Origin of the sequence: Arthrobacter sp. zg-Y1143 (assembly GCF_030125565.1) — a bacterium.
Taxonomy (GTDB): Bacteria; Actinomycetota; Actinomycetes; order Actinomycetales; family Micrococcaceae; genus Arthrobacter_B.
In genome coordinates this window covers 1-23070 of sequence record NZ_JASKLW010000012.1, presented here as the reverse complement: position 1 = coordinate 23070, position 23070 = coordinate 1, and the positions used below count along the sequence as shown (strand labels likewise).

The 23070-nt window shown below is 66.2% G+C and carries 28 protein-coding genes and 1 pseudogene; 18 read left to right on the top strand and 11 right to left on the bottom strand.

All coding sequences use genetic code 11. From position 1 onward, the window contains the following. Positions 1-18: 18 nt before the first annotated feature. The gene (locus tag QNN98_RS13350; RefSeq protein WP_283997784.1) at positions 19-711 is read left to right on the top strand and encodes an SDR family NAD(P)-dependent oxidoreductase; all 693 of its coding nucleotides are present in this window, start codon (positions 19-21) and stop codon (positions 709-711) included. 13 nt (positions 712-724) lie between these two features. Here the strand turns inward: QNN98_RS13350 and QNN98_RS13345 are convergent, their stop codons facing one another. Continuing rightward, entirely contained in the window at positions 725-1309 is a 585-nt protein-coding gene (locus QNN98_RS13345; protein ID WP_283997782.1) for a TetR/AcrR family transcriptional regulator, read from the bottom strand. 64 nt (positions 1310-1373) lie between these two features. Here QNN98_RS13345 and QNN98_RS13340 point away from each other — a divergent pair, with 64 nt between their 5' ends. The 4 genes from QNN98_RS13340 (at position 1374) to QNN98_RS13325 (ending at position 5622) form a co-directional block, all read left to right on the top strand. Continuing rightward, positions 1374-2432 (top strand): hypothetical protein, encoded by a 1059-nt coding sequence (locus QNN98_RS13340; protein WP_227927165.1) that lies wholly within the window; start codon positions 1374-1376, stop codon positions 2430-2432. Between the two features lie 117 nt (positions 2433-2549). Next, positions 2550-3383 (top strand): alpha/beta fold hydrolase, encoded by an 834-nt coding sequence (locus QNN98_RS13335; protein WP_283997779.1) that lies wholly within the window; start codon positions 2550-2552, stop codon positions 3381-3383. Continuing rightward, complete coding sequence (locus QNN98_RS13330) at positions 3376-3945, top strand: TetR/AcrR family transcriptional regulator (RefSeq protein WP_283997777.1); 570 nt, start codon at positions 3376-3378, stop codon at positions 3943-3945. Before QNN98_RS13335 ends, QNN98_RS13330 begins: the two co-directional genes overlap by 8 nt. Before the next feature lie 204 nt (positions 3946-4149). After that, positions 4150-5622, top strand: coding sequence for an amino acid permease (locus tag QNN98_RS13325; RefSeq protein WP_227927168.1), 1473 nt, complete (start codon positions 4150-4152; stop codon positions 5620-5622). A 204-nt stretch (positions 5623-5826) separates the two neighbouring features. Here the strand turns inward: QNN98_RS13325 and QNN98_RS13320 are convergent. After that, positions 5827-6270 (bottom strand): annotated as a pseudogene (locus QNN98_RS13320) (DinB family protein); the annotation flags it as partial. 70 nt (positions 6271-6340) lie between these two features. Continuing rightward, positions 6341-6823 (bottom strand): nuclear transport factor 2 family protein, encoded by a 483-nt coding sequence (locus QNN98_RS13315; protein ID WP_227913042.1) that lies wholly within the window; start codon positions 6821-6823, stop codon positions 6341-6343. Positions 6824-6957: 134 nt separating this feature from the next. Here QNN98_RS13315 and QNN98_RS13310 point away from each other — a divergent pair, with 134 nt between their 5' ends. The 5 genes from QNN98_RS13310 (at position 6958) to QNN98_RS13290 (ending at position 10118) form a co-directional block, all read left to right on the top strand. After that, positions 6958-7317 carry a winged helix-turn-helix transcriptional regulator gene (locus QNN98_RS13310; protein ID WP_283997774.1) on the top strand — a complete coding sequence of 120 codons (360 nt, stop codon included), beginning with the start codon at positions 6958-6960 and terminating at the stop codon, positions 7315-7317. Between the two features lie 145 nt (positions 7318-7462). Continuing rightward, entirely contained in the window at positions 7463-8107 is a 645-nt protein-coding gene (locus QNN98_RS13305; RefSeq protein WP_283997772.1) for an MBL fold metallo-hydrolase, read from the top strand. 206 nt (positions 8108-8313) lie between these two features. Next, on the top strand, positions 8314-8529 hold the full coding sequence (locus QNN98_RS13300) for a helix-turn-helix domain-containing protein (protein WP_283997770.1): 216 nt from the start codon (positions 8314-8316) through the stop codon (positions 8527-8529). A gap of 4 nt (positions 8530-8533) precedes the next feature. Next, on the top strand, positions 8534-9106 hold the full coding sequence (locus QNN98_RS13295; RefSeq protein ID WP_283997769.1) for a Clp protease N-terminal domain-containing protein: 573 nt from the start codon (positions 8534-8536) through the stop codon (positions 9104-9106). A 223-nt stretch (positions 9107-9329) separates the two neighbouring features. Beyond that, positions 9330-10118: a hypothetical protein gene (locus QNN98_RS13290; protein ID WP_283997767.1), complete on the top strand. Its 789-nt coding sequence runs from the start codon at positions 9330-9332 to the stop codon at positions 10116-10118. Here the strand turns inward: QNN98_RS13290 and QNN98_RS13285 are convergent. The 4 genes from QNN98_RS13285 to QNN98_RS13270 form a co-directional block, all read right to left on the bottom strand. Continuing rightward, positions 10111-10578, bottom strand: coding sequence for an HAAS signaling domain-containing protein (locus QNN98_RS13285; RefSeq protein WP_283997765.1), 468 nt, complete (start codon positions 10576-10578; stop codon positions 10111-10113). The two genes, QNN98_RS13290 and QNN98_RS13285, sit on opposite strands and share 8 nt — an antisense overlap. Further along, entirely contained in the window at positions 10575-10916 is a 342-nt protein-coding gene (locus tag QNN98_RS13280) for a PadR family transcriptional regulator (protein WP_283997763.1), read from the bottom strand. Before QNN98_RS13280 ends, QNN98_RS13285 begins: the two co-directional genes overlap by 4 nt. A gap of 82 nt (positions 10917-10998) precedes the next feature. Beyond that, positions 10999-11835, bottom strand: a complete 837-nt coding sequence (locus tag QNN98_RS13275) for a PhzF family phenazine biosynthesis protein (RefSeq protein ID WP_283997761.1) — start codon at positions 11833-11835, stop codon at positions 10999-11001. Between the two features lie 57 nt (positions 11836-11892). Continuing rightward, a complete protein-coding gene (locus QNN98_RS13270; RefSeq protein ID WP_283997759.1) occupies positions 11893-12360 on the bottom strand; it encodes a VOC family protein in 468 nt (155 codons plus the stop codon). A gap of 108 nt (positions 12361-12468) precedes the next feature. Between QNN98_RS13270 and QNN98_RS13265 the strand changes: the two genes are divergently transcribed. From QNN98_RS13265 to QNN98_RS16545, 3 genes are read left to right on the top strand one after another with little or no spacing between them, the layout of a single operon-like run. Then, positions 12469-13437 (top strand): helix-turn-helix transcriptional regulator, encoded by a 969-nt coding sequence (locus tag QNN98_RS13265; protein WP_283997757.1) that lies wholly within the window; start codon positions 12469-12471, stop codon positions 13435-13437. Further along, positions 13430-13999, top strand: coding sequence for a YdeI/OmpD-associated family protein (locus QNN98_RS13260; RefSeq protein WP_283997755.1), 570 nt, complete (start codon positions 13430-13432; stop codon positions 13997-13999). Before QNN98_RS13265 ends, QNN98_RS13260 begins: the two co-directional genes overlap by 8 nt. Then, on the top strand, positions 13953-14108 hold the full coding sequence (locus QNN98_RS16545; RefSeq protein ID WP_502864744.1) for a class I SAM-dependent methyltransferase: 156 nt from the start codon (positions 13953-13955) through the stop codon (positions 14106-14108). Before QNN98_RS13260 ends, QNN98_RS16545 begins: the two co-directional genes overlap by 47 nt. Positions 14109-14267: 159 nt before the next feature. Here the strand turns inward: QNN98_RS16545 and QNN98_RS13255 are convergent, their stop codons facing one another. After that, entirely contained in the window at positions 14268-14882 is a 615-nt protein-coding gene (locus QNN98_RS13255) for a CE1759 family FMN reductase (protein WP_283997753.1), read from the bottom strand. Between the two features lie 207 nt (positions 14883-15089). Here QNN98_RS13255 and QNN98_RS13250 point away from each other — a divergent pair, with 207 nt between their 5' ends. From QNN98_RS13250 to QNN98_RS13235, 4 genes are all read left to right on the top strand, one after another. Then, entirely contained in the window at positions 15090-16112 is a 1023-nt protein-coding gene (locus QNN98_RS13250) for a CE1758 family FMN-dependent luciferase-like monooxygenase (RefSeq protein ID WP_283997751.1), read from the top strand. Positions 16113-16262: 150 nt separating this feature from the next. Then, positions 16263-17003 (top strand): SDR family NAD(P)-dependent oxidoreductase, encoded by a 741-nt coding sequence (locus tag QNN98_RS13245; protein ID WP_283997749.1) that lies wholly within the window; start codon positions 16263-16265, stop codon positions 17001-17003. Positions 17004-17108: 105 nt separating this feature from the next. After that, complete coding sequence (locus QNN98_RS13240) at positions 17109-18182, top strand: alkene reductase (protein ID WP_283997748.1); 1074 nt, start codon at positions 17109-17111, stop codon at positions 18180-18182. Positions 18183-18320: 138 nt separating this feature from the next. After that, on the top strand, positions 18321-18779 hold the full coding sequence (locus tag QNN98_RS13235) for a MarR family winged helix-turn-helix transcriptional regulator (RefSeq protein ID WP_227913026.1): 459 nt from the start codon (positions 18321-18323) through the stop codon (positions 18777-18779). Positions 18780-18831: 52 nt separating this feature from the next. Here the strand turns inward: QNN98_RS13235 and QNN98_RS13230 are convergent, their stop codons facing one another. Then, on the bottom strand, positions 18832-19623 hold the full coding sequence (locus QNN98_RS13230) for an SDR family NAD(P)-dependent oxidoreductase (RefSeq protein ID WP_283997745.1): 792 nt from the start codon (positions 19621-19623) through the stop codon (positions 18832-18834). 104 nt (positions 19624-19727) lie between these two features. On the opposite strand from QNN98_RS13230, the gene QNN98_RS13225 reads away from it, so the two are divergent. Beyond that, complete coding sequence (locus QNN98_RS13225; protein ID WP_283998009.1) at positions 19728-21617, top strand: AfsR/SARP family transcriptional regulator; 1890 nt, start codon at positions 19728-19730, stop codon at positions 21615-21617. 13 nt (positions 21618-21630) lie between these two features. Here the strand turns inward: QNN98_RS13225 and QNN98_RS13220 are convergent, their stop codons facing one another. Together QNN98_RS13220 and QNN98_RS13215 are read right to left on the bottom strand one after the other, a co-directional pair. Continuing rightward, the gene (locus QNN98_RS13220) at positions 21631-22197 is read right to left on the bottom strand and encodes a GrpB family protein (protein ID WP_283997744.1); all 567 of its coding nucleotides are present in this window, start codon (positions 22195-22197) and stop codon (positions 21631-21633) included. A gap of 42 nt (positions 22198-22239) precedes the next feature. Beyond that, on the bottom strand, positions 22240-22956 hold the full coding sequence (locus tag QNN98_RS13215; protein ID WP_283997741.1) for an EAL domain-containing protein: 717 nt from the start codon (positions 22954-22956) through the stop codon (positions 22240-22242). Positions 22957-23070: the final 114 nt, after the last annotated feature.

Genomic DNA, 23070 nt, shown 5'->3' with positions numbered 1-23070 from the left:
CGGATCAAGACTAAGGCCATGACAACAACACTGATTACCGGCGCCAACAAGGGCCTGGGTTATGAAACAGCACGCCGTCTCCTCGAAGCGGGGCATACCGTCTGGATGGGGGCGCGCGATGAAGTCCGCGGGCGGGAAGCGGCCGAGGCACTCGGCGGCATGTTCGTCCAGCTCGACGTCACCAGTGATTCCTCCGTGGAGGCCGCCGCCAAGACGGTGGCAGCTGCCGGCGGCTTGGACATCCTGGTCAACAACGCGGGCATTCCCGGACCCTACGCCAAGGCGGAGGAACTGACGGCAGCCGATGCAGAGGCGGTGTACGGCACCAATGTGGTGGGCATTGTCCGCATGATGCACGCTTTCCTGCCGCTCCTGCGGAAGTCCGCCGCGGGAACGGTTGTGAACGTCACCAGCGGAGTGGGTTCCTTCGGCTTTGCGCACGACCCGGAGCGTGTCGAGTCCACCGTGGTGATGCCGCTGTACACCTCCTCCAAGTCCGCGGTGACCATGCTGACCGTGCAGTATGCCAAGGCGTTCCCGGAGCTGCGCATTAATGCGGCGGACCCGGGCTACACCGCCACTGATTTCAACCGGCAGCAGGGCACCCAGACGGTACGCCAGGGAACGGACGCCATCGTGGAGCTGGCCACCCGCGGCGGCTCCGGCCCCACCGGCACGTTCATCGACAGGTCCGGTGCCGCCCCCTTCTAGTATTACCGGCGCATCATCGTGCATGCGTGGCCGGGCGGGGTTTCCTTAACACCCGCTCGGCCAGCTGATTGCCTGCGGGGTCCGGGTCCATCTCCATCCGCAGGCCCATCAGGGTATTGACGAGCATGCCACGGGCAATGAAGCCGTCGGCCTCATCGGGGGCCAGCTCCGCTTCCTCCAGCAGGAATTTCAGCAACCGAACAAAACCCGCACGTGCTGCGGCCCCGATCACGGGATCCGAGCCCATCGCAAAGGCATGCATCAGGGGAAGATGGACGCCGCGCTGCTCAGCCAGCCGGATGTACGCGGCACCCAGGCGCTCCGACCTTGACGACTCATCCCCGGGCAGGGCCTTGCGGAATTCGTCCAGGATGAAATCCAGGGACTGGCCAATAACCGCGAGGAAAAGCTGTTCCTTGGTCCCGAACATCCGCACCACGTAGGCCTGGCTGATGCCCGCTTCACGGGCGATCCGGTCCGTCGTCGCACCGTGGTAGCCGTGTTGCGCGAAGACCTCGGCTGCCGCACCCAGGGTCTCCTGGCGCCGCTCTGCCGCGGACAAACGGGGAACAGTCTGGCGGGGGGCTTGCTTATCCATGCATTGAGGTTATCATTCGATTACTTGTTAAGTAATCAGTTGATTACAACCTAAAGGGGACATCATGAGCTTATCCAAGCCCGCCACGCCATCGCCGGGACCAACCGGAGGCCGCCTGGTGGCCATGCTGGGGAGCCAGATCATCGTCACGGCCCTAGTTGCCGCCGCCTTTGTCGGCCTATATGTGGGGCTTCAACGGGACCCGCAGCCGCATCATCTGCCCCTGGTGGTGGTGGGCACGGATCTGGCCGACGGCGCCTCCCGTGCCTTGGGCGCGAGCGCGGCCGTGGTTCCGGCCGCTGACGAGGCGGCGGCCCGGCGGCTGCTCCAAGAGCATCAGGCCGTGGCGGCGCTGATACCCCGTTCCGATGCGGCGGGTTTGGATCTGATCACGGCCGGGGCTAACGGGCGCAGTGCGGTGGGGGCGGCAAGCGCCATGGCCGCAGGGGTGGCTGAAGCGGCACATTTGCCGATCGTGTCCACCACGGACGCCGTACCGCTCGCCCGGCAGGACCTGCAGGGACTGTCCGGCTTCTATCTCGTCTTCGGTGTCACCCTCGCCTCATTCATCCTGGCGCAGATCATGTACTCGGTTGCCGCCCTCGTCCGGCTCCGCTGGCGGGTCCTAACCCTCGTGGCCGGCGCGGTGGCGATTGCCGCAGCAGCCGCCATCCTCGCCGGGCCGGTATACGGGGCCGTCCCCTCCCCTGCGGTGGCGGTGATCCCGATACTGACGCTGCTGGGCATCGGGGTCTCATTCTCCTCCCTGGCTTTCGCCAGCCTGCTGGGCCCCTTCGGCAACATCATCTCCACCCTCCTGTTCACCACGCTGGGCAACGCCGCCGGCGGCGCCACCGTCAGCGCCTTCCTGATGCCGGCCGCGATCGCCCGCATCGGCGCCGGCCTACCGCCGGGTGCCGCATTCCGTGCCATCACCGACACGAGCTACTTCGGCGGGCGCGGCACTCTGGCGCCGGTCCTCATTCTCCTGTGCTGGGTTCTTGCAGCGGGCAGCGCCCTGGGCCTGCATGCGGCACGCGGCCGGCGCAAGTCCGGTGCCGCGTCGACGGCGGAACGGGCCGACACCCTGCATCTGGGGGCAGCCACTGCGTCACCGGCCTGACCACGGCCCGGCAGCAACAGCTGCCGTTTGCTGAATGGTTAACCCGTTGTGCTTTGTAGCTAAGGATGTTAGCTTTGCCGTACACACCTAGCCGGAGGGCACATCATGACCGAGTACATGAGCATTGGATCACACCGCCTCGCTTACGACCTGCAGGGGGACGGCCCGCTTGTGGTCCTCGCCCACGGCATGGGCGACAGCCGCCGCTCCTACCGCTTCGTTATGCCGGCGCTGGTCGCCGCCGGCTACCGGGTTGCCAACCTGGATATCCGCGGCTGCGGCGAGTCCAGCACCGACTGGCCCGGCTACAGCCGAACGGACATCGCCGGGGACCTCGTGGCGCTGGTGAAACACCTCGGCGGGCCGGCGGTTCTCGTGGGACAGTCCATCAGCGGCGGCGCCGGCACCATCGCGGCCGCTGATGCCCCGGACCTGATTGCCGGCGTCGTTGAGCTTGCCCCGTTCACTCGGAAACAGTCCATGGACCTGGCCGGCATGCTCAGCGTCCAGCCCTACCGCGCCGCCTCGGTCCAGCTGATGCTCACCATGCTCCGCGGGAACGTGGCGAATTGGCTGAAGTACCTCGACACCGCAATCCCCGTGAAGCCCGCCGACTGGGCTTCCGAACGGTCACGGATCGCCGCAACCATGCAGGACCCGGGGCATATGAAGGTCCTGCAGGCCATGATGAAGACCACGCCCGTCGACGCCGGTGCCCGCCTCGCCGATGTCGCCTCCCCCGTCCTCATCATCCAGGGCTCCGCCGACCCGGACTGGGCGGACCCCCGCGCCGAGGGCGAACGCATCATCGCCGACCTCCCCGCCGGCCTCGGCCGGCTCGAGGTCATCGAGGGAGCGGGCCACTACCCCCATGCGCAAACGCCCAATGAGGTTCTGGACCTGATGCTGCCGTTCCTTGCCGGCATCTTCGGGGAACCCGATCATGCCTAGGGCCGGGCTCAGTACGGCCGCCGTCGTCGAACGCGCGGCACAGATGCTGGACGAGCCGCACAGTGAGGGCCTGAACCTCGCGGCGGTTGCCGAAAGCTTCGGCGTCCGGGTGCCCTCGCTGTACAAACACGTCGACGGCGTGGCCGGCCTCCAGCGCGGCGTTATCCTCCTGGCGAAGCGTTCACTGACACGCGCCATCACCCAGGCCGCCATCGGCCGGTCGAGGGACGAGGCGATCATCGGCATTGCGGACGCGTACCGCGGATGGGCACTGCAGCACCGCGGACAGTACCCCCTGACAATGCTGCCCCTGGCCGGCGAGGACCCTGAGGAAGCTGAGGTCGCAGCCGCTTTCCTGGAGGTCATGAACAGTGTCCTGGCGGGCTACCGGCTGACGGGGGAGGATGCCGTTGACGGAATCCGGTTCCTGCGGGCGGCGCTCCACGGTTTCGTTTCCCTCGAAACCATGGGCAGTTTTGAGCTGCCCAACAGCCTCGAACGCAGCTTCAACCGCCTGGTGGAGAGCATCACCACCGCCCTGGACGGCTGGGGGCGCCCGTAAACGCCACTGCGGCAAATAGTCACCATGCTTCCGTTTTGACGCTGAGCTGTGACCGGTGCCATAGTCTACGGGTGCATTTGTTAGTGCCCCGAACAACCAGAGGGCACAACTAAGCGCATGCCAACGCCCTTCAACGCCTGCCGCTGCGGCTTTTAACTCCGGCGGCAACCCGGCCGGATCACATAGACAAAAGGACAACGACCGATGACACAGCAAGCGGCCAGCCCGGAGCAAAAGGCTCCCGACCGCACGGCCGAAACCAGCATCGAGCACGAGGATGCGGGGTACCAGAAGGGCCTCAAACCCCGCCAGGTGCAGATGATCGCCATTGGCGGCGCCATCGGCACCGGCCTGTTCATGGGTGCCGGCGGGCGCCTGGCCACGGCAGGGCCGTCCCTGGTCATCAGCTACGCCGTCTGCGGTTTCTTCGCCTTCATGATCCTGCGGGCCCTGGGCGAACTGGTCATGCACCGGCCCACCACCGGCTCCTTCGTCTCCTATGCCCGCGAGTTCTTCGGCGAAAAGGCCGCCTTCGTGTCGGGCTGGCTGTACTGGTTGAACTGGGCGATGACCGCGATCGTGGACATCACCGCCGTCGCGCTGTACATGAACTTCTTCAAGAAATACTGGGCGCCCATCGCCGAGGTGCCGCAGTGGAGCTGGGCGCTGGCCGCCCTGCTGCTGGTACTCGGCCTGAACCTGATCAGCGTCAAGGTGTTCGGTGAACTGGAGTTCTGGTTCGCCCTGATCAAGGTGGTGGCCCTGGTTGCCTTCCTGATCGTGGGCATCTGCTTCGTGATCTTCGGTACTCCGGTGGACGGCCAGCAGGTTGGCTTCAGCCTCATCTCCGACAACGGCGGCCTGTTCCCCAACGGCCTGCTGCCCGCCGTCGTCGTTATGCAGGGTGTGGTGTTTGCCTACGCCTCGATCGAACTCATCGGCACCGCCGCCGGCGAGACGGAACACCCGGAAAAGATCATGCCCCGCGCCATCAACACGGTGGTTATCCGTATCGCCGTGTTCTACGTCGGAACGCTGGTCCTGCTCTCGCTGCTGCTGCCTTACAGCTCCTACCACGCCGGGGAAAGCCCGTTCGTCACCTTCTTCGGCTCCATCGGCGTCGGCGGCGTAGACGCGATCATGAACCTGGTGGTCCTGACCGCGGCGCTGTCCTCGCTCAATGCCGGCCTGTACTCCACCGGCCGCATCATGCGCTCCATGTCCGTGGCCGGTTCCGCCCCGAAGTTCGCGGCGCGGATGAACAAGGCAGGCGTCCCCTACGGCGGCATCGCCATGACCGCCGTGGTGGCCCTGCTCGGCGTCATCCTCAACGCCGTGGTCCCGGCCGATGCCTTCGAAATTGTGCTGAACGTGGCGTCGCTGGGCATCATCAGCACCTGGGCCATGATCGTCCTGTGCCAGATGGAGCTCACCAAGCGGGCTAAGAAGGGTGACCTGGAGCGCCCGGCATTCCGGATGCCCGGCGCTCCCGTCACCGGATGGATCACGCTGGCGTTCCTGCTCGCAGTGCTGATCCTGATGGCCTTCGATTCACCTGTGGGCACCTGGACCATCGCCTCCCTGGTGGTCATCATCCCTGCGCTGATGCTCGGCTGGCGGCTCTGCCGCGACCGCGTCCTGGAAATCGCCGCCTCCCGCGGGGGCGACGGCGAGTAAGCGGTTGTAGCGGGACGTGCGGCCCCCGGGGGGGCGCGGGGCGGGCCGGCGGGGCCCCGGGGGGGGGGGGGGGGGGGGCCCGGGCCTGCACGGGGTGGTCGGGGCCCGGCCGCCCCGGGGGCGCCCCCCCGGGGGCCGCACGTCCCAGAGGTGGTGGAGTGCGTCGTGGATGAAATAGCGGGCCAGGGAGTCGACGGTAAAGGCACTGCCGTCCGAGCGCAGCCCGCGCCGGGCCAGCTGGCCGGGGCCGACGGCGGCAAAGGCTGCCGCCGTCGACTCCGCTTCCGCACCCAGCTCGGCAACCACCACCGCCGGATCCTGTTCCGCGTACCGTTCGGCCACTGCGGTGGCGTCCTGGTCCCAGTCGGCGAATCCGACGCCGTCGTTCTCCAGCATCAGGCCTAACCTCGTCCGATAGACCCGGCACAGATCCCGCACGTGCGCACCGTATTCCAGCGGCGACCAGGTGGCGTCGTCCGGACGCTGCACAGCCGCCGGGTCGGCGAGGATGCCCTGCCACTGGTCCGCGCTGTCGCGGAGCAGGTCCGGCACGTCATCGAAGGCCGCGGCCGCAGCATCGAAACCGCATTCCGGGCAGGGACGGTACAGGACCCAGGTCCAGTTCTTGGTGTCGGGGGTTATCGGCATGCGCACATCCTGCCATACGCCGTCTGAAGGAACTGCTCCGGGCGAGGCTGCTAGGGCGAAACCGATCCGGCTAAGAGGTCATCACCCGCGCGGCGTCCGCGTTGCCCTCAACCCAGAAGATGCGCTGCTTGAGGCGGTTGATCTTCCACCCCTCGGCAGTCCGGACCATGTGGTTTTCGTACGATCCGCGCATCAGGTAGAACTCCCCGCCGGGAGCCCCTTCCTTGTAGTGCTGGGCATACATATAGGAAGTGCAGAGCGCTTTGTCCGGGTCCTGGTCGTCGAACTCCACAATATGGTTGGGGCTCAGGTGCTGACGGGCATCCCAGGCGCCCAGGCCAGCTTCGGCAAAACCGACGAACTGGTCCCGTGCGAAGTCTGCGGCTGGAAGGCCCGCTTCGGAAAAGTCAATGTGGACAGGATCGGTGAAGAGTTCCGCGTACCGCTCCCAGTCCGCAGCATCAATCGACATGGCGTAACGGATCACCACGTCAGTGATTTCCTGGCGGTCTTCGATGCGCTGGATGCGGAGGGACAAATCGGCTGTTGTCATGGGGATTTCCTTCTTGAGGGGGCCAGTACGTTGGGGCCTGCATGCTCCGGGAAAAAGAGGCAGAATAGATTGCAGGCAAGTAGGTTGGCTACTTATTGTTGGTTACTCGTAAAAAGTAAGCGTGGAGGACGGGAATGTCAAGGACACCAGCACCGGATCTGTTCTCCCCTGGGGAGCAGGCGAGCGCCTGCGACGTACTCAGTGAGCCCCTGGCCCGCGTCATGACCATGCTGGGAAAGCGTTGGACGGGCGTAGTGCTCAGCACCCTCATGCAGGGGCCGGTGTTCTTCAACGATTTGAAGCGCGGCATTCCGGGGATTAGTGACCGCATTCTCAATGAACGGCTGGTCGAGCTGGCGGAACTCGGCCTGGTCACCCGCACCGTCGTCGACGCCGGCCCTGTCCGGGTGCAGTACGAGTTGACCGAGCACGGAGCTGCCATGCGCCCGGCTCTTCTCGAACTCACACGCTGGGCCGAAGAGCACCTGCGGTAACCCCGCACCGGCAGGGCACCCGGCCCAGCGTGAAATGTGTTGGTGCTGAACCACGGCGCAAGGAAACTGCGGTGAAGATCCTGGTGCCGCCGTCGGGCAGTGGTAGTACGGTCACAGGATTCACGGCGGCATCCGGGAGGCTCTCATGGAACTGACCAAGTACGGGCACGCCTGCGTCCGGCTCACGGCGGGTTCCGACACCGTGGTCATCGACCCGGGCGGCCTGACCCCGCAGCCGGAGGCGTGGCGCACCGCCCGGGCGGTGCTGATCACGCATGAGCATTTTGACCACTTCGACCCGCGCCTCCTTGATGCCGCGCTGGCTGAAACTCCGGACCTGCGCATCCTCACCTGCGCCGGGGTGGCTGGAAAGCTCGACGCCGCCCCGCACCTGCGTGAGCATGTGGAGGTGCTGAAGGACGGCCAGGCCGCCACGGTTGGGAACTTGGCCGTAGCGGCCGTCGGATCGCTGCACAATTACAGCCATCCGGATGTGGAGCCCGTCAACAACATCGGGTTCCTCATCAATGACACCGTGCTGCACCCCGGGGACGCCTTCACCGCCATGCCGGCGCCGGTGCTCCTCGCTCCCGGACAGGCTCCGTGGCTGACGGTGCCGGACCTGATTGGCTATCTCCGGGGTGCGGAGAGTGAGCGGATTTATCCGGTTCATGACGGGCTGCTGAACGAGGCGGGCCTTCAGGTGCTGGACGCCGTCCTGGACGCCGAGGCCCGGCGCGCAGGGATCGAGATCCGGCGCTTGGGTGTAGGTGAAACCGTGTACCTGTAGGGCTGCGACCTGCCGGCTGCCCCCACGAAAAAGCAATATTTACCGTTTTCCGGCCGGAAAACGGTAAATCGTGCCTTTTCGAGCGCGACGACGGTAATTTTTGCCTTCTCATTTCGCGACCCCCAGCCGCCGGCGCCGTCGTCGTTCGCGGAAAAGATCGTCAATCCCTCTTGACACGGCCGAAGCCGTCAATCACAGTTGACGGCATGGAAGACCATTCACAAACGGCCGCCGCGGCGGCAAGCCCCGATCCGGCAACCGGCCTGCGCGCCGTCGTCGCCCTCGGCAGGCTGCGTGACCGGCTCGAAGCCGTTCAGGTGGCCAACGCCCGCGCACAGGGCTGGTCCTGGCAGGCAATCGCGGACCAGCTGGGCATCACCAAGCAGGCCGTCCACCAGAAATACAACCGGAAAGCGAAGTAGCGCCATGTTTGAACGGTTTACTGAACAGGCCCGGCAGGGCGTCATCAACGCCCAGGAGGAAGCCCGCTCCCTGGACGCAACCCAGATCCTTCCGGCGCATCTGCTGGTGGGCATAGTTGCGGCGGCGGAACAATCCGCACCGCCCCTGGCTGCCCTGCTGGCCGGGTACGGGCTCACTTCTACCCAGCTGCGCTCGGAACTGCAGGGGCAGGGTGAGGAGCACAACGACGCCGCAGCGCTCGGTTCCCTGGGCATCGACCTGGAGGAGGTGCGCCGCGCCGTCGACGCACAGTTTGGCGAGGGCACCCTGGACGCTGCCGGACCCGCCGATGCTCCGCGGCGCCGCCGTTTCGGCTTGGGCGGCGGGCATATTCCGTTTACTGCCGCGGCAAAAGCGGTCCTGACGTCCAGCCTGCGTGAATCGACGGCACGCCGGGACGGCTACATCGGGTTGGAGCACCTGCTTCTGGGGCTGCTGCGCGGCGCCGATCCGGCCGCCCTGGCCCTGGTCCGCCGGCACGTAGGGCCGGACGAACTCCGGGCGCGGATTCTGGATGCAATGGACGCGGCGGCCTGAGCAACGGCCGCCGGGACGGGGCCGGCGGGGCGGGACGGTGCTAGTGCTGGGCGGGGCGGGTCGGGGCGAGGCTGGGAGCGAACACAAGGCCCGCGCCCGCCCACGCCGGCAGGTTCGCGGCTAGACTGAAATGGAGCCTGGCAACAGTGCAGCCACCCCACCGCCCGCAGAATCCGGGCGACGCCGGCAGCCCTGCAGGCACTCATCTCACGAGAGGATCATGATGTCTCGTCTTACTCTGGGGAACATCTTCAAGGTCGCCGTCGCGCTCTTCTTCTTCCCGTTCCTGCCGCTGCTGGTGCTGATGATCGGCGTGCGCAGGAGGAACATCAAAGTGATTCTCGAGGGTGCCCTTTATGTCGGCCTGGTCCTGGCCGCCGTCGCCGCCGCGGACACCACGTCCTTCCTTCTCACCACCTTCGTGGTCCTTGGGATGATTGCCGTGTCGGGCATCCGGTCCTACAACCTTCGCGATCTCTGGCTGCATCGCCGGGTCCGCGCATGGCAACGCGACGGCATGGCCCCGTTCCCCGCAGCCGAGCAGTCCGCCGACACCCCGGCTGGGGCAGCTTCTTCAACGCTGGGACTGTCACCGGCCCTGAAATGGACATCCTCAGTAGCCAAACAGAACAGGAACCGGCTTCCGGCCGAGGCGTATGCCAGCATCCTGGAAATATGCCGGACGCTGGACTCGGTGATCGACGCCGAAACGCGGCAGCCTTCGGGCGATCCGCAGTTCGAGTACGAACTTTCGGCCACCGTGCGCGACTACCTGCCCAGTGTCCTGCGGAGCTATCTGGCCATCCCGGCCAACATGCTGGACAGCAAGCAGGCGAGCGGGCGGACCCCCAACCAGGAACTCGTTGAGCAGCTTGAGCTCCTGTCCGGGCAGGCCAGCACGCTGCACGCCAGCCGGCACCGCCGCTCTTCGGCGGACCTGACCACCAGCGGCAACTTCCTGCGGGACCGGTTTGGATACCGTCAGGGCGGCTACGACTTCGGCATTAAGTAAGCGAGCCGACGGCGCGGAGAATGAATATCCCAACTGAGAGCACAACCGCCGCAACAGAGACCCAAAAAGCGGCCCGCTGCAGTGACCGGTTCCCGGCACTGCGCCTCAACCTCACAGTGGTCCAGACGAGCATCGCGATCGCAATGAACGGGAACACGTAGAAGATGAGGCTCAGGACGGAGCCCGCGAGCAGCCAAATGTCGCCCGAGGAACGCGGCTGAGCAGGTGCTGCGGGTGCGGGTGTGGCGGCCGCGGCAATCTGCTCGACGGGACCGAACTCGGCGATGATGCGTTCGGCACTCTTCTCCGAAGATCCGAACCGGCCGAGCATCTCCGCTGCATCCTCGCGCATTGCCTGGACCGTCTCTGCGTGCTCACGCGGGTCAGTGCCGATCAGCGCCCGGTCCAGATCGGCGAAGTAGGCCTCCAGCAGTGCCGGCATCGGTTCAGTGGTGGTCATGAGGTTTCCTTAATCATGGTCGTAACGTCTGCAGCGAACAGGTGCCAGGTCCGGGTAAAGACCTTCAGTGCGCTCTCGCCCGCATCGGTGAGGTGGTAGTAGCGGCGGGGCGGCCCAACCGGTGACGGCTCCAGCGTTGTGATTACCCAGCCTTGCTGCCGCAGACGCGAAAGCAACGGATAGAGGGTGCCCCCGCTGGCGAACAGCACTTCGCCCTCTCCGAGACGCTCCGCGATCTCCAGCCCGTACGCGGGCCCGGAGCGCAGGCAGGCGAGGACGCAGTAGTCCACTGTGCCTTTGCGAAGTTGAGTCAGAATGGACTCAGCGGTAGGTGTCATGCACTGCACGGTACCGGTATCTTGCAGTGCATGCAACCGGTCTTCGGTGGTGAACGGCCGGACGCGCCTCGACCTGCCGGATTTACAGCTGGACGGTTCCCTTGATGCAGCTCGTGACCTGGCCGCCCACCCAGATTTTTCCGTCGCGCTGGCTTATATGCACCCGGCCCCGACGGCCGAGGACGGTTCCCTGCGACGCCGTGTAGGGCGGTGCCGCGTTAGCCGTGTCGGTGAGCCACTGCCCCAGGCCCGCGTTGAGGCTGCCCGTTACCGGGTCTTCCCATACGGGGTCTCCGCCCACAAAGGCACGCACCTCAAAGGCAGCCTCACCCGCGGCGTCATAGGGTCCCACAACACCGATTTCCAGCTCGCCCGCTTTCCCCGGATCGGGCTGCAGGTCCAGGACCTCCCGGGCCGAGGCAAGCCGGACCCCAATCCACTGCGGACCGTTCACCAGCCACGACGCCGCAAGGATTTTCTCCCGCTGGATCCCCAGGATGTCCGCCAGCCGGCGGATCAGCGGCTCGTCAACCGGACCGTAGCGGGTCAGCGGCGGCGCCTGGAAAGCCAGTGAATCCCCCTCAGCCCGGACCGGGATCAGTCCCGCGGCGCATTCCTGCCTAACCGTTCCGTCCACCCCGGGGCGCCCGCCGGCGTCGAGCCAGGCCCGGGCCGTTCCCAAGGTGGGATGGCCGGCGAACGGCAGTTCTTCCTTGCCGGTGAAGATCCGCACCCGGTAGTCGGCCCCGGGGCTGCTCGGGGGCAGGAGGAACGTTGTCTCGGACAGGTTGGTCCAGGCGGCGAAGCGCTGCATCTGCTCGGCACTGAGACCGTCGGCATCGTGGACCACCGCCAGTGCGTTGCCCCGGTAGGGCTCATCCGAGAAGACATCGACTTCGCTGTAGGGGCGCGTTCTCATCGCGCCACTCTAACAAGGTCCCCGGACACCTCGGCGCCCGGGGACCGTGCTTACAGCTCAGCCGTTGTAGGGGGCTTCGACGTCGATCACCCAGGTCACGCCGAAACGGTCCGTGAGCATTCCGAACCCCGGGCTCCACGCCGAAGCCGCGAGCGGCTCGATGATCTGCGCGCCGTCGGCCAGTGCGCCCCAGAGCTTCTCCACTTCCTCCATGCTCTGCCCGCGCAGTGACTGGAAGAAGGTGCGGTCGGTAACGGTGGTGCCGTTTTCCCGGCGGGTAGTGCCGGCGGCCCCGGCGGTGTCCGTACCGTCCTGGCCGGGGATGTCGTAGGCCATCAGACGGAAGCCGTCCGCGGTTTCAAGCTGGCCGAACACAATCTTGTCCGCCCCCGGCACGTCTTTCGGCATCCCGAAGTCGCCGTACGTGGCGGCAGCGACGTTGCCGCCGAAGACCGACTGGTAGAACTCAAGCGCAGGAGCGGCGGTGCCGCGGAAGTTCAGGTGGGTTGTGGTGGTGATGCTCATGGGATCTGTCCTTTTCAGTAACGGCGAGAGCCGCTGTTTGCGGCTCTGGGAACACACTGGACCCGGTAGCGGACAGGTTGTGTCCTCTACTTCGGGCATACTCGGACCATGCCCGGAACCTCGTCCCGAATGCTCGCCCTGCTCTCGCTGCTGCAGTCCCGCCGGGACTGGCCGGGGCAGGTCCTGGCCGAGCGCCTGGACGTAACCGCCCGGACCGTCCGCCGCGACGTTGGCCGGCTGCGCGAGCTCGGCTATTCCATCGCCGCCATCAAGGGGCCCGACGGCGGCTACCGGCTGGCGGCCGGCTCGGAACTGCCGCCGCTGCTCTTTGATGACGAGCAGGCGGTGGCCATTGCCGTTGCACTGCAGAGCGCACCCTCCAGCGGAGTGGAGCTCGACGACGCCGCGGCCCGGGCGCTGACCACGGTGAAGCAGGTGATGCCCTCCCGGCTGCGGCACCGCATTGAGGGAATCCGGTTCACCGACACCGGCTCTTCCGCGTGGGTGGACCCGAAGGTCCTCGAAGCGGTCAGCACCGCCGCCCGGGACCGGCGGATCCTCCGCTTCGACTACGGCGGGGACGAGTCCGGGCCGCCGCGGCGCGTGGAGCCGCACGCCGTCGTCGCCCGGCAGGGCCGCTGGTACCTGATCGGCTGGGACCCGGAGAAGGCCGACTGGCGGATCTTCCGGCTGGATCGCATAACGCCCAAGTTCCCGGGAGGGGCGGTGTTTGCGCCGCGGCCCATTCCCACCGGCAGTGCGGCCACGTTCCTCGCCGCCCGGATGAAGGGCTCCGACGACGGCGACGCCTGGCCTTGCTACGGGGAGCTGCTCATCGAACTCCCTGCCACCGGGATTGCGCCGTGGCTGGGTGACGGCCAGCTGGAGCAGGTCTCCGACACTGCCTGCCGCGTGCGGGTAGGTTCGTGGTCATGGGCGGGGCTGATCTCCTGGGCATTGCGCTTCGACACTCCGTTCACCGTCCTTGGCCCGGACGCGTTTCGGAACTCGCTCGCCGGCTTCGCCGCCCGGATCACCGCCGCCCACGCCGACCCGAGGAGCACCGCCGATGCCTGACACACCCGGACCGCCCGAGCTCCTGGTTGCCGACGCCGCCGCCTGGCGGGCCTGGCTGGATGAGCACGAATCCACCAGCAACGGGGTGTGGCTGATCCTCGCCAAGAAGGGCGTGCTGCTGCCGACCTCGCTGACGTACGCCCAGGCCCTGGATGAAGCGCTGTGCAGCGGCTGGATTGACGGCCGCAAGCAAAGCGTGGACGCCACCACGTACCGCCAGCACTTCACGCCCCGGCGGGCACGGTCGCTGTGGTCGCAGCGCAACATCGGTCACGTCGGCCGGCTCATCGACGCCGGGCGGATGCGCGAGCGCGGCTTCGCCGAAATCAGCCGCGCGCAGGCGGACGGGCGGTGGGACCGGGCCTACGCCGGGGCCGGAACCGTCGAGGTCCCGGCTGATCTGGCCGCAGCGCTCGACGCCGTGCCAGCGGCTGCCGCTGCGTTCGCCGGCCTCAGCCGGGCCGCCCGCTATCCGATCCTGCTGCGGATTGTCACCGCGCCGAACGACGCCGTGCGTGCAGCACGCATCGCCCGCGAGGTTGGCAGGCTGGGAGGTGATTGATCTGGCCTGCGGAACTGGACACCCGGCGTTGGTGTTGGCGCGCTCCCGATCAGACCTCGAGATCATCGGCGTTGACAGCACGCCGGCCATGATCGAGCGGGCCCGGTAAAAGTCGGCGGAGGAGGGCCTTGACCACGTCCGCTTCGAGGTGATGAGTCTTGAAGCCCGCAATCACAATGCCGCATTTTGATGCTGTCGCGCGCGGGCTGCAGCAGCCCGCCACCTATGGGCCGGGATCAACGCGGCTCCGCCCCTGGAAGATATAGGTCTAGTGGTGGGTTGGCGGGTGGAGGAGCGTATCGAAGTCCGGGGCGGTGTTGGCTGGTGCGGCAGGCCCCTCCGGGATGCTTTGAAGTGCTGCGATTAGTTCGGCGGAGGCTCGTTGAACACGGGTTTCAAGGGATTGTTCCGTAGCCGAGCCGGCACCCCAGTCTTCAGGCGACGCGTAGACCGCCGTGGGCATGACGGCGGCACGCAGGTAGATGAACAGGGGCCGCATGGCATGCTCCAACATGAGTGCGTGGCGCGGGCTGCCTCCTGTTGCTGCGAGGAGGACGGGCTTGCGGGCAAGGGCTGCGGTATCCAGAAGGTCAAAAAAGGACTTGAAGAGCCCACTGTAGGATCCGGAGAACACAGGACTGACGACGATGAGGGCGTCAGCCCGGCTGATCCGATCGATGATCGCTGCGAGCTTGGGTGCGGGGTATCCGGTGATGAAATTGCCCGCGACGTCCAGGGCGTGATCACGCAGTTCCACGGTGTCCACTTCGGGTGAAGTGCCCGGTGGGCTTATCCGGACCACGGTCTCCGACAGTTGATCTGCCAGCATCCTGCTCGAGGAGGGATCTCCCAGGCCAGCGGTTACGACCATTAGTTGTGTCATTGCTAATCCTTCTACTTGCCATTTTATGTTGCCGGGCACATAGTTGAACGGTACCTCCGGTCCGTTCATTCCCAGCCCGAAGCATCCAGGTGGTGGGAATACATTTCATTTCCACCCAGTTACGTGGTTGGCAACATAAATTCATACTGCTCCACCCACCGTGACCATGGCCGCGAAAGGGATGAAGCTACTTCGAGGGGAGAGATCATGCAGATAGGCATTTTCAGCGTCGGCGACCGCAGTGCTGACCCGGCAACGGGCCGGGCACCTACTGAACAGGAACGGATCAAAGGAACCGTTGAACTGGCGCTTCGGGCCGAACAGGCAGGGCTTGACGTGTTTGCCACCGGCGAGCACCACATCCCTCCATACATCGCATCCTCACCCACGACCCTCCTCGGTTTCATCGCAGCCAGGACAAGCACCCTACGTCTGTCGACGTCGACGACCCTGATCACAACGAACGACCCGGTAAGAATTGCCGAAGACTATGCGATGCTCCAGCACCTGTCCGACGGCCGTCTTGACCTGATGCTCGGGCGCGGCAACAGCGCCCCCGTCTACGGCTGGTTCGGGAAGGAACCCCGCCACGGCATCGATCTAGCGGTTGAGAACTATGCACTGCTGCGCCGCCTGTGGGACGAGGAGCGTGTCACATGGGCGGGAAAGTTCCGCACACCGCTGCAGAACTTCCAATCCACACCTCGGCCCCTGGACGGCAAAGCCCCCTTTGTTTGGCACGGCTCGGTGCGCAGCCCGGAAATCGCCGAGCAGGCCGCCTACTACGGTGATGGGTACTTCGCGAACCATATTTTCGGCCCTCCCCAGCACACGGCGCGCATGATTGACCTGTACCGCGGCCGGTTCGAACACTACGGACACGGCACGGCAGACCAGGCGATAGTCGGCATCGGTGCGCACGCATTTATCCGCAAGAACTCACAGGACGCAGTCCGTGAGTTCTTGCCGTACTTTGACAATGCGCCGATGTTCCCGGGCGGCTCGGCACTGTCCGACTACATGTCGCAGACCCCCACTATCGTCGGAAGCCCGCAGCAAGTCATTGAGAAGACCCTGTCTTTCCGGAGCTACACAGGTGACGTGCAGCGCATCCTGTTCGCCCTCGAAGTCGGAGGGGTTCCCTTGAAGACGACCCTGGAGCAGATCGACATGCTGGGGGAATACGTCGTTCCTGTCCTCCGGAAAGAGCTGGCCGCCGCGTCGGCCTGACTATTCCCATCTGAACGAACGGCTGCGCTGAGTAATCGCAGGCCGCCGCCGCCGGTGCTGAGCCGGCACCCCGAAGGCAGGGCATGCATTCGGAGTAACCAACCCAAATCGACCATTCAAAATGTGGTCGGCAACTTATAGGGAGAAATGATGAACTCTAACCGAGTAGTAGTTATCACCGGCGCCGCCGGTGGAGTCGGATCCGTCCTCGTTGAACGGTTCCTCGCCAACGGCGATGCCGTCATCGCCGCTGACGCCAGTGAGGACGTCCTGGCGGCTTGGCGTGAGCGGTGGGATGCCGACGCAAGACTGTTCACTATTGCGGGCGATATTTCCACCGACGAGGACGTTGCCCGTCTGGCCGAGTTCGCCCGCACGAGCACGGGACGCGTCGATGTACTGGTCAATGCCGCCGGATTCTTCCCTTTCGCCCGGGTGGAGGAGATGACCGCCGCGCAATGGCGACGAATCGTCGACGTCAACCTCACCGGAACCTTCCTTGTCACTCAGGCACTTCTTCCCCTGATGAAAGAGAGCGGTTCGGGGCGGATTATCAATTACGGCTCCGGATCCGTGTTTGACGGCACAGCGGGACAAGCCCACTATGTCGCTGCCAAGGCGGGGGTTGTCGGGTTTTCCCGGTCCCTGGCGCGGGAAATCGGCGGTTACGGCATCACCGTCAACGTCATTACCCCGGGGCTGACCGTCACGAAGGCCGTCCGCGACAGCTTCCCCGAATCGATCCTCCAGGCACAGCGCGATGCCCGTGCGCTCAAGCGCGACGAAACCCCCGAGGATCTCGTCGGGCCGACTTTCTTCCTCGCCTCGGAGGACTCGGCCTTCATTACCGGGCAGACCCTCAACGTGGACGGCGGTGCATACATGTACTGACCTCCAGTCCCCCTCGCTATCCCGGCGGCCGTCTGGGCAACCCCCGCGGCCACCGCTGCAACCAGCAGAAAAATGCACCACCCAAAAACAAGAACAGGAAAAATCATGACCACTCTTTGGGACCCCATCACCGTCGGCAATGTCCACCTCAACCACCGTCTCGCCATGGCTCCAATGACCCGGAGCCGTGCTCAGGCCGATGGAACCCCGGGGGAGCTGACGGCCGAGTACTACGCCCAGCGCGCCTCGCTCGGCCTGATTATCACCGAAGGTGTGCAGCCCTCGGATGACGGGCAGGGGTACATCAATACCCCCGGCATCTACACCGACGCGCATGTAGCGGGCTGGCAGCCCGTGACCGACGCAATTCACAGCGCGGGAGGGGCGGTCTTCCTGCAGCTGATGCATGTGGGCCGCATGTCCCACCCGGACAACACGCCGCACCACCGCACCCCCGTGGCTCCCTCAGCGATCGCACCCGGCCTTGCAATGTTCACTGCGAAGGGGATGCAGGACGCCCCCACCCCTCGGGCACTCACCGTTACAGAGATCCAGTCAACGGTGCAGGACTTCCGAACCGCCGCTGCAGCGGCAATCCGCGCGGGAGCCGACGGCGTCGAAATCCATGCCGCAAATGGTTACCTGCTCCACCAGTTCTTCGCGCCCAACGCCAACGAGCGGACCGATGAGTACGGGGGCTCTGTCGAGAACCGGGCCCGGTTCGCCCTTGAAGTGGCCGCAGCAGTGGTGGAGGAAATCGGGGCGGAACGAACCGGCATCCGCATCTCTCCCGCTGCAAAGATCGGAGGGCTGAATGAAGGGCCGGGAAGCGCGGATCTTTACCGGCACCTCGTCAGGGAGCTTGCTCCGCTCAACCTCGCCTATGTTCACCTGATGCACTCCGGAGACGAAGAGCTGCTCCGGGACATCCGGAGGATCTGGCCCAACGCACTCCTAGTGCTGCGGCCCGGACGAGCACGTGCCGACCTGGCCAAGGACGTTGAAGCTGGTTTGGCTGACATTGCCCCGATTGGATCATGGGCGCTGGCGAACCCGGACGTTGTGGAACGTCTCCGAACCGGAGCGGACTTCAACGAAGGAGACCGGACGACCTTCTACGGCGGAGGCGCAGCGGTAAACCCGGACTCCCCCCCCGTGCACCCGGCCGCTGTCGGTTAACGCCTTGGGAGGTCCCGGACCGGGTCGGCCCGGTCCGGGACCTCCAGGCGTGCCACTGGTACAGTGGATGCGCTCGGGCCGCGCACGAGATGCGGCGTGAAGCTGTTTCTCTCGAGACCACCCACCAGAGAGTGAGACATGAAAGCTTCACAACGAACTGCGGAGACGGAGCTCTCGACGGCGATCGATTTCCCCGCGAGCTGGGCCATCTTCAGCGTCGCGCGGTCCCACCGCGCGCTGGCCGCTTCCAAGTTGGCTGCAGTCGGGCTCTTCCCCAGCCAGGAGCTAATTCTCATGCAGTTGTGGGATGAGGACGGTCAATCGCAGAAGGCCCTTGGCCAGACCCAGCGGTTCGACCATTCCACGATCGCCAAGTCGGTCCGGCGCCTGGAGAATGCCGGGCTGGTGCGGCGGGAGAAATCCCACGCGGACGGCAGGGTGACATTGGTTTTCCTCACTGACGCCGGACGGGCTCTTAAGGAACCCGTCCTGGAGATCTGGGCCGAGTTGGAGCGCCGGACGGTGGAGGGATTGTCGGCAGACGAGAAGAATCAGCTTGTGTCACTCGTTGCGAAGATCCTCCCCAATCTTGAGTAGGCATCCGGCTGCCACTAATGCGTGAGTAGCGGAGAAACCCGCGCCGCACGCACTAGACCACCGTGGTCAGCACTCCCCCGTCCACGCGCACCGCGGCGCCGTTTGTTGCGGAGGCGACCGGGCTGGCCAGGAACGCCACCATCGCGGCAATCTCTTCGGGCTCGATAAAGCGCTCCAGCAGCGAGGTGGAGTTCGTCCCGATGATCGCCTGCTTCATGGCTTCCTCGGACTGCCCGGTCGAGGCGGCCAGGGCCTGAACGGTGCGGGCCACGCCGTCGGAATACGTGGGCCCGCCCAGGACCGAGTTCACAGTCACGCCGGTGCCTTTGGTGAGTTTCGCCAGCCCGTTGCCCAGGGCGAGCATGGCGGCTTTGGACGCACCGTAGTGGATCATGTCGGCCGGCACGTTGACGCCGGATTCGCTGCTGATGAAGACCACCCGGCCCCAGCCGCGGGCCAGCATGGCCGGCATCAGCCGGCGGGCAAGCTGCGCCCCGCTCAGGGTGTTGACCTCGAAATACCGATGCCACTCGTCGGCGGTGATCTCCGTAAACGATTTCAGTTCGAAGAGGCCGACATTGTTGATGAGGATGTCGACGTCGGACAGTTCCGCGCAGAGCCGCTCGACGTCGTCGGGCACGGCGAAGTCGGCCGCCACACCGTCCACCGCCGCTCCCGGGACCTCGCGCTGCAGGGTTTGAACCGCGGCGGCCAGCCGTGCGGCGTCCCGGCCGTTGAGCGTCACGCCCACACCCTCGCGGGCCAGCGTCCTGGCGGCGGCGTAGCCGATCCCTTCGGTGGAACCGCTGATGAACGCGGTCTTTCCGGTCAGCTGCAGATCCATGGGTGGTGCTCCTTCGTGCCGTACGGGGTGGATACAACCACACTCCCCCGCCCGGATCAGCACCCGATCAGCGCGGCCCTGCCGACTAGAATCAGCTGGTGAGTATGCTGCGGATCCGCGTTCTTGGCCCCATCGGCGCCGAGCTCGCGGGCACCCCGTTGCGCCTGTCCAAGTCACGGCACCGCGAACTGCTCGGCATCCTGGCCGCCGCCCGCGGCCGCACCGTTTCCACCCAGCGGTTGGTCGATGAGTTGTGGGAGGACGCCCCGTCCGGCGCCGTGGGGGCCGTCCGCACCTTCATCGGCGAGCTGCGCCGGATCCTGGAGCCGGACCGCCCGCCCCGCACTCCCCCGACGGTCCTGCTGACCGTTGGCGGCGGGTATTCGCTGCGGCTGGGGGCGGACGACGTCGACCTCTGGCGGGTTGAACAGGATGCGGAGGCCGCGGCAGGACTGGAGCCGGCAGCACGCGAACGAGTGTTGGCCGCGGCGCTGGGGCAGTGGCGCGGCACCGCCTTCGAAGAGTTCGGCACCCGTCCGTGGGCAATGGCCGAGCGGGCGCGGATCGCGGAATTGCGGGCAACTACGGTGGAGCAGCTGGCGGACGCCCGGCTGCAGCTCGACCGGCCGCAGGAGGTCCTTGCCCTGCTGGATGCGCATATCGGCGAGCATCCGTGGCGCGAAGAGGGATGGCGGCTGCTCGCGCTGGCGCTCTACCGCACGGCACGGCAGGCCGACGCCCTCGCCCTGCTGTCCCGGGCCCGCGCGGCGCTGCGGCAGGATTTGGGCCTGGACCCCGGGCACCGGCTGGCCGAGTTGGAACAGCGCATCCTGCGCCAGGATCCGGCGCTGGATCTGGCGTCCGGGCCGGTGCCCGGTGCGGACGCGGCGCCCGACGACGGCGGCTCGCTCCTGGCGCGGACCGCCGCCGCCGCTTCGGGAACCGGCACACGTGCACAGCTGGAGAGTGTGGCCGGCCTATTGCCGGTGCTGGCGGTGTCCGGATCTGTCCGGTTGGCGGCGGAGCAGCGGCTGGCGGCCATTGCCGCCGCCGAGCAGTTCGGCGATCCGGAGCTGGCGGCGCGCGTGATCGGCGGCTTTGAGGTGCCCGGGAGCTGGACCCGTTCTGACGATCCGGCACAGTCGGCCGCCGTCGTCGACGCCGCGTTGCGGACGCTGCGGATCCTGCCCTCCGGGGCCTCTGCCCGGGTGCGGGCGCGGCTGCTGGCCACCATTGCGATGGAATCCCGCGGCACGGCGGACCGGCTGGCGGAGGCCGTTGAACCGGAACAGATCGCCCGGCAGCTGAACGATCCCGCCCTGCTGTGTTTCGCACTGAGCGCCCGGTACCAGCAGACGTTTTCCACCGCCGGGCTGGCCGCTGCCCGGGCCCGGATCGGCGCCGAAATTGCGGCGCTGGCGGTGGAGGCGGAGTTGCCAACGTTCGAGATCCAGGGACGGCTGATCCGGATGCAGGCGCTCTGCGCCCTCGATGACCTTGCGGCGGCTGAGCAGGAGGCTGACCTGATCGATGCGCTGGCCGTCCGTTTCGACCGGGGCCTGGCGATGGTGTTTACCGGCTGGTTCCGCTGGACTTTCCGTCAGGGCCCGCCGCCACCGGATGGAGACGAGATGCCGGGGTTCCGGACCGGTCTGCCTGCCCTGGCGGAACTTACTGCTGCCGTCCGTGCGGGAACCGAGCTGCCGGACGGGGACTTCGGGCCGTATGAACCGTGGGTCCGTGCGCTGCTGCTGGCCCGCTCCGGCCGGCTGGCCCAGGCCCGTGCTGCCCTGGACGTCCTGCCCGAGCCTCCGCGGGGCCTGCTCCTGGAAGTGTTCTGGTTCCTGACCGGGCTCGCGGCCGTGGAAACGGGTCACCGGGATGCGGTCCGCCGCGCCCATCGCGCCCTCCTGCCGGCGGCCGGGGAACGGGCTGCGGGCAGCGCGGCAATCGATCTGGGACCGATTCGTCTTCTGCTGGCGCGGCTCCGCTAGACGGGCGCCGCAGCTAGACCGCCCGGGCCGCCCGCGCCCGGGCCTTGATCGCGGAAATGACGTCGGTTTTGGCGTCGGCGTAGTCGTTCATGTCATCCCACCGCCTGTTGAGCAGTTTTCTTTTGGTCGCCTCGTAAAGGGCACGGTCCTCCGCATCCGCCCGCAGATGGTCGCGCAGCAGGAGGTACTCCTCCACGGCGGGATCATCCCGTTCGTACAGATGCACATGCACATCCCGGTCAGGGGTGCGGACCAGGCGGTGCCCCGGTTCACGTACCCGCAGGTCGTATCCGGCTGCCAGCAGCGGCTCGAGGTAGTCCTCTTCGGCGGTGATGTCCTCCACGCCAACCACGATGTCGATGATCGGCTTCGCGGCCAGCCCAGGCACCGACGTCGAGCCTATGTGTTCAATGTCGACGCTGATTAGTGCGAGGGTGGCCTCGATCCGGTGACGGTGGGTCAGATACACCGCCGGCCACCCGTCGTCGTAGTCGTGCAGCTCAAGCTCGAGTCGCTCAGGGCCGCCGACCAGCTCCACTGTCGTCACGTCGGGCCGTCGCGGTTTTCGGTTGATGCTCACCGGTTCATCCTCTCAGGACGAAGTACCTGTTCTGTGCAGTCGTTAGAACCCTGCGGCGGCCTCGGGGACAGGCTGCATACGTACCGGCGGAAGTTCTTCAAAGGCCGGCTTCGCGAACCAGTAACCCTGGAACAGGCGGATGCCCGCCGCCTTGAGTACCCGGAACTCGGCCTCAGTCTCGATTCCTTCCGCGAGCAGCGTGATGTCCAGATCCCGGGCAATGCCGATGATGCCGGCCAGGACGGCCTGGCGGGCCGGGCTGGTATCAATTCCCCGGACCAGCTTCATGTCGATTTTGATCAGGTCGGGCTGGAAGTCGACCAGCAGGCCCAGCCCCGCGTGTCCGGCGCCGAAGTCGTCCACGGCGGTGGTGAACCCATGCTTGCGGTATTCGGTGATGATGTTCGTGAGGTGGGCGGTGTCCGACACTTCCTCGTTTTCGGTGAACTCGAACATGATCGAGGACATCGGGAAATTGCACCGCCGGGCGGTATTCAAGGTCGCGCGGAGGCAGGCGGACGGTTCGTAGACCGCCTTCGGCATGAAGTTGATGGAGAGCATCAGCTCCTCGCCGGCAGGGAAAAGGCGCGCGGCCAGCTCGATGGCCTTGACCCGGCAATCCTGGTCAAAACGGTACTTCTGCTCCGGCGACACCCTGGATAGGACTTCGTACGCACTTTCGCCCGCCAGTCCCCGCACCAGTGCCTCGTAACCCCAGACGCGGCCGGCGTCGGCGTCGTAAATCGGCTGGAAAGCCATACTGAAATCGAAGTCGAGTTTCGAAGCTGTACTGCAGCCAGCGCAGGCCATGTGGTTTCCCCCTCAGTGAATATGTCCTCCGAATAGTACGGCGATTTCGCCCCCCCCCCCCCC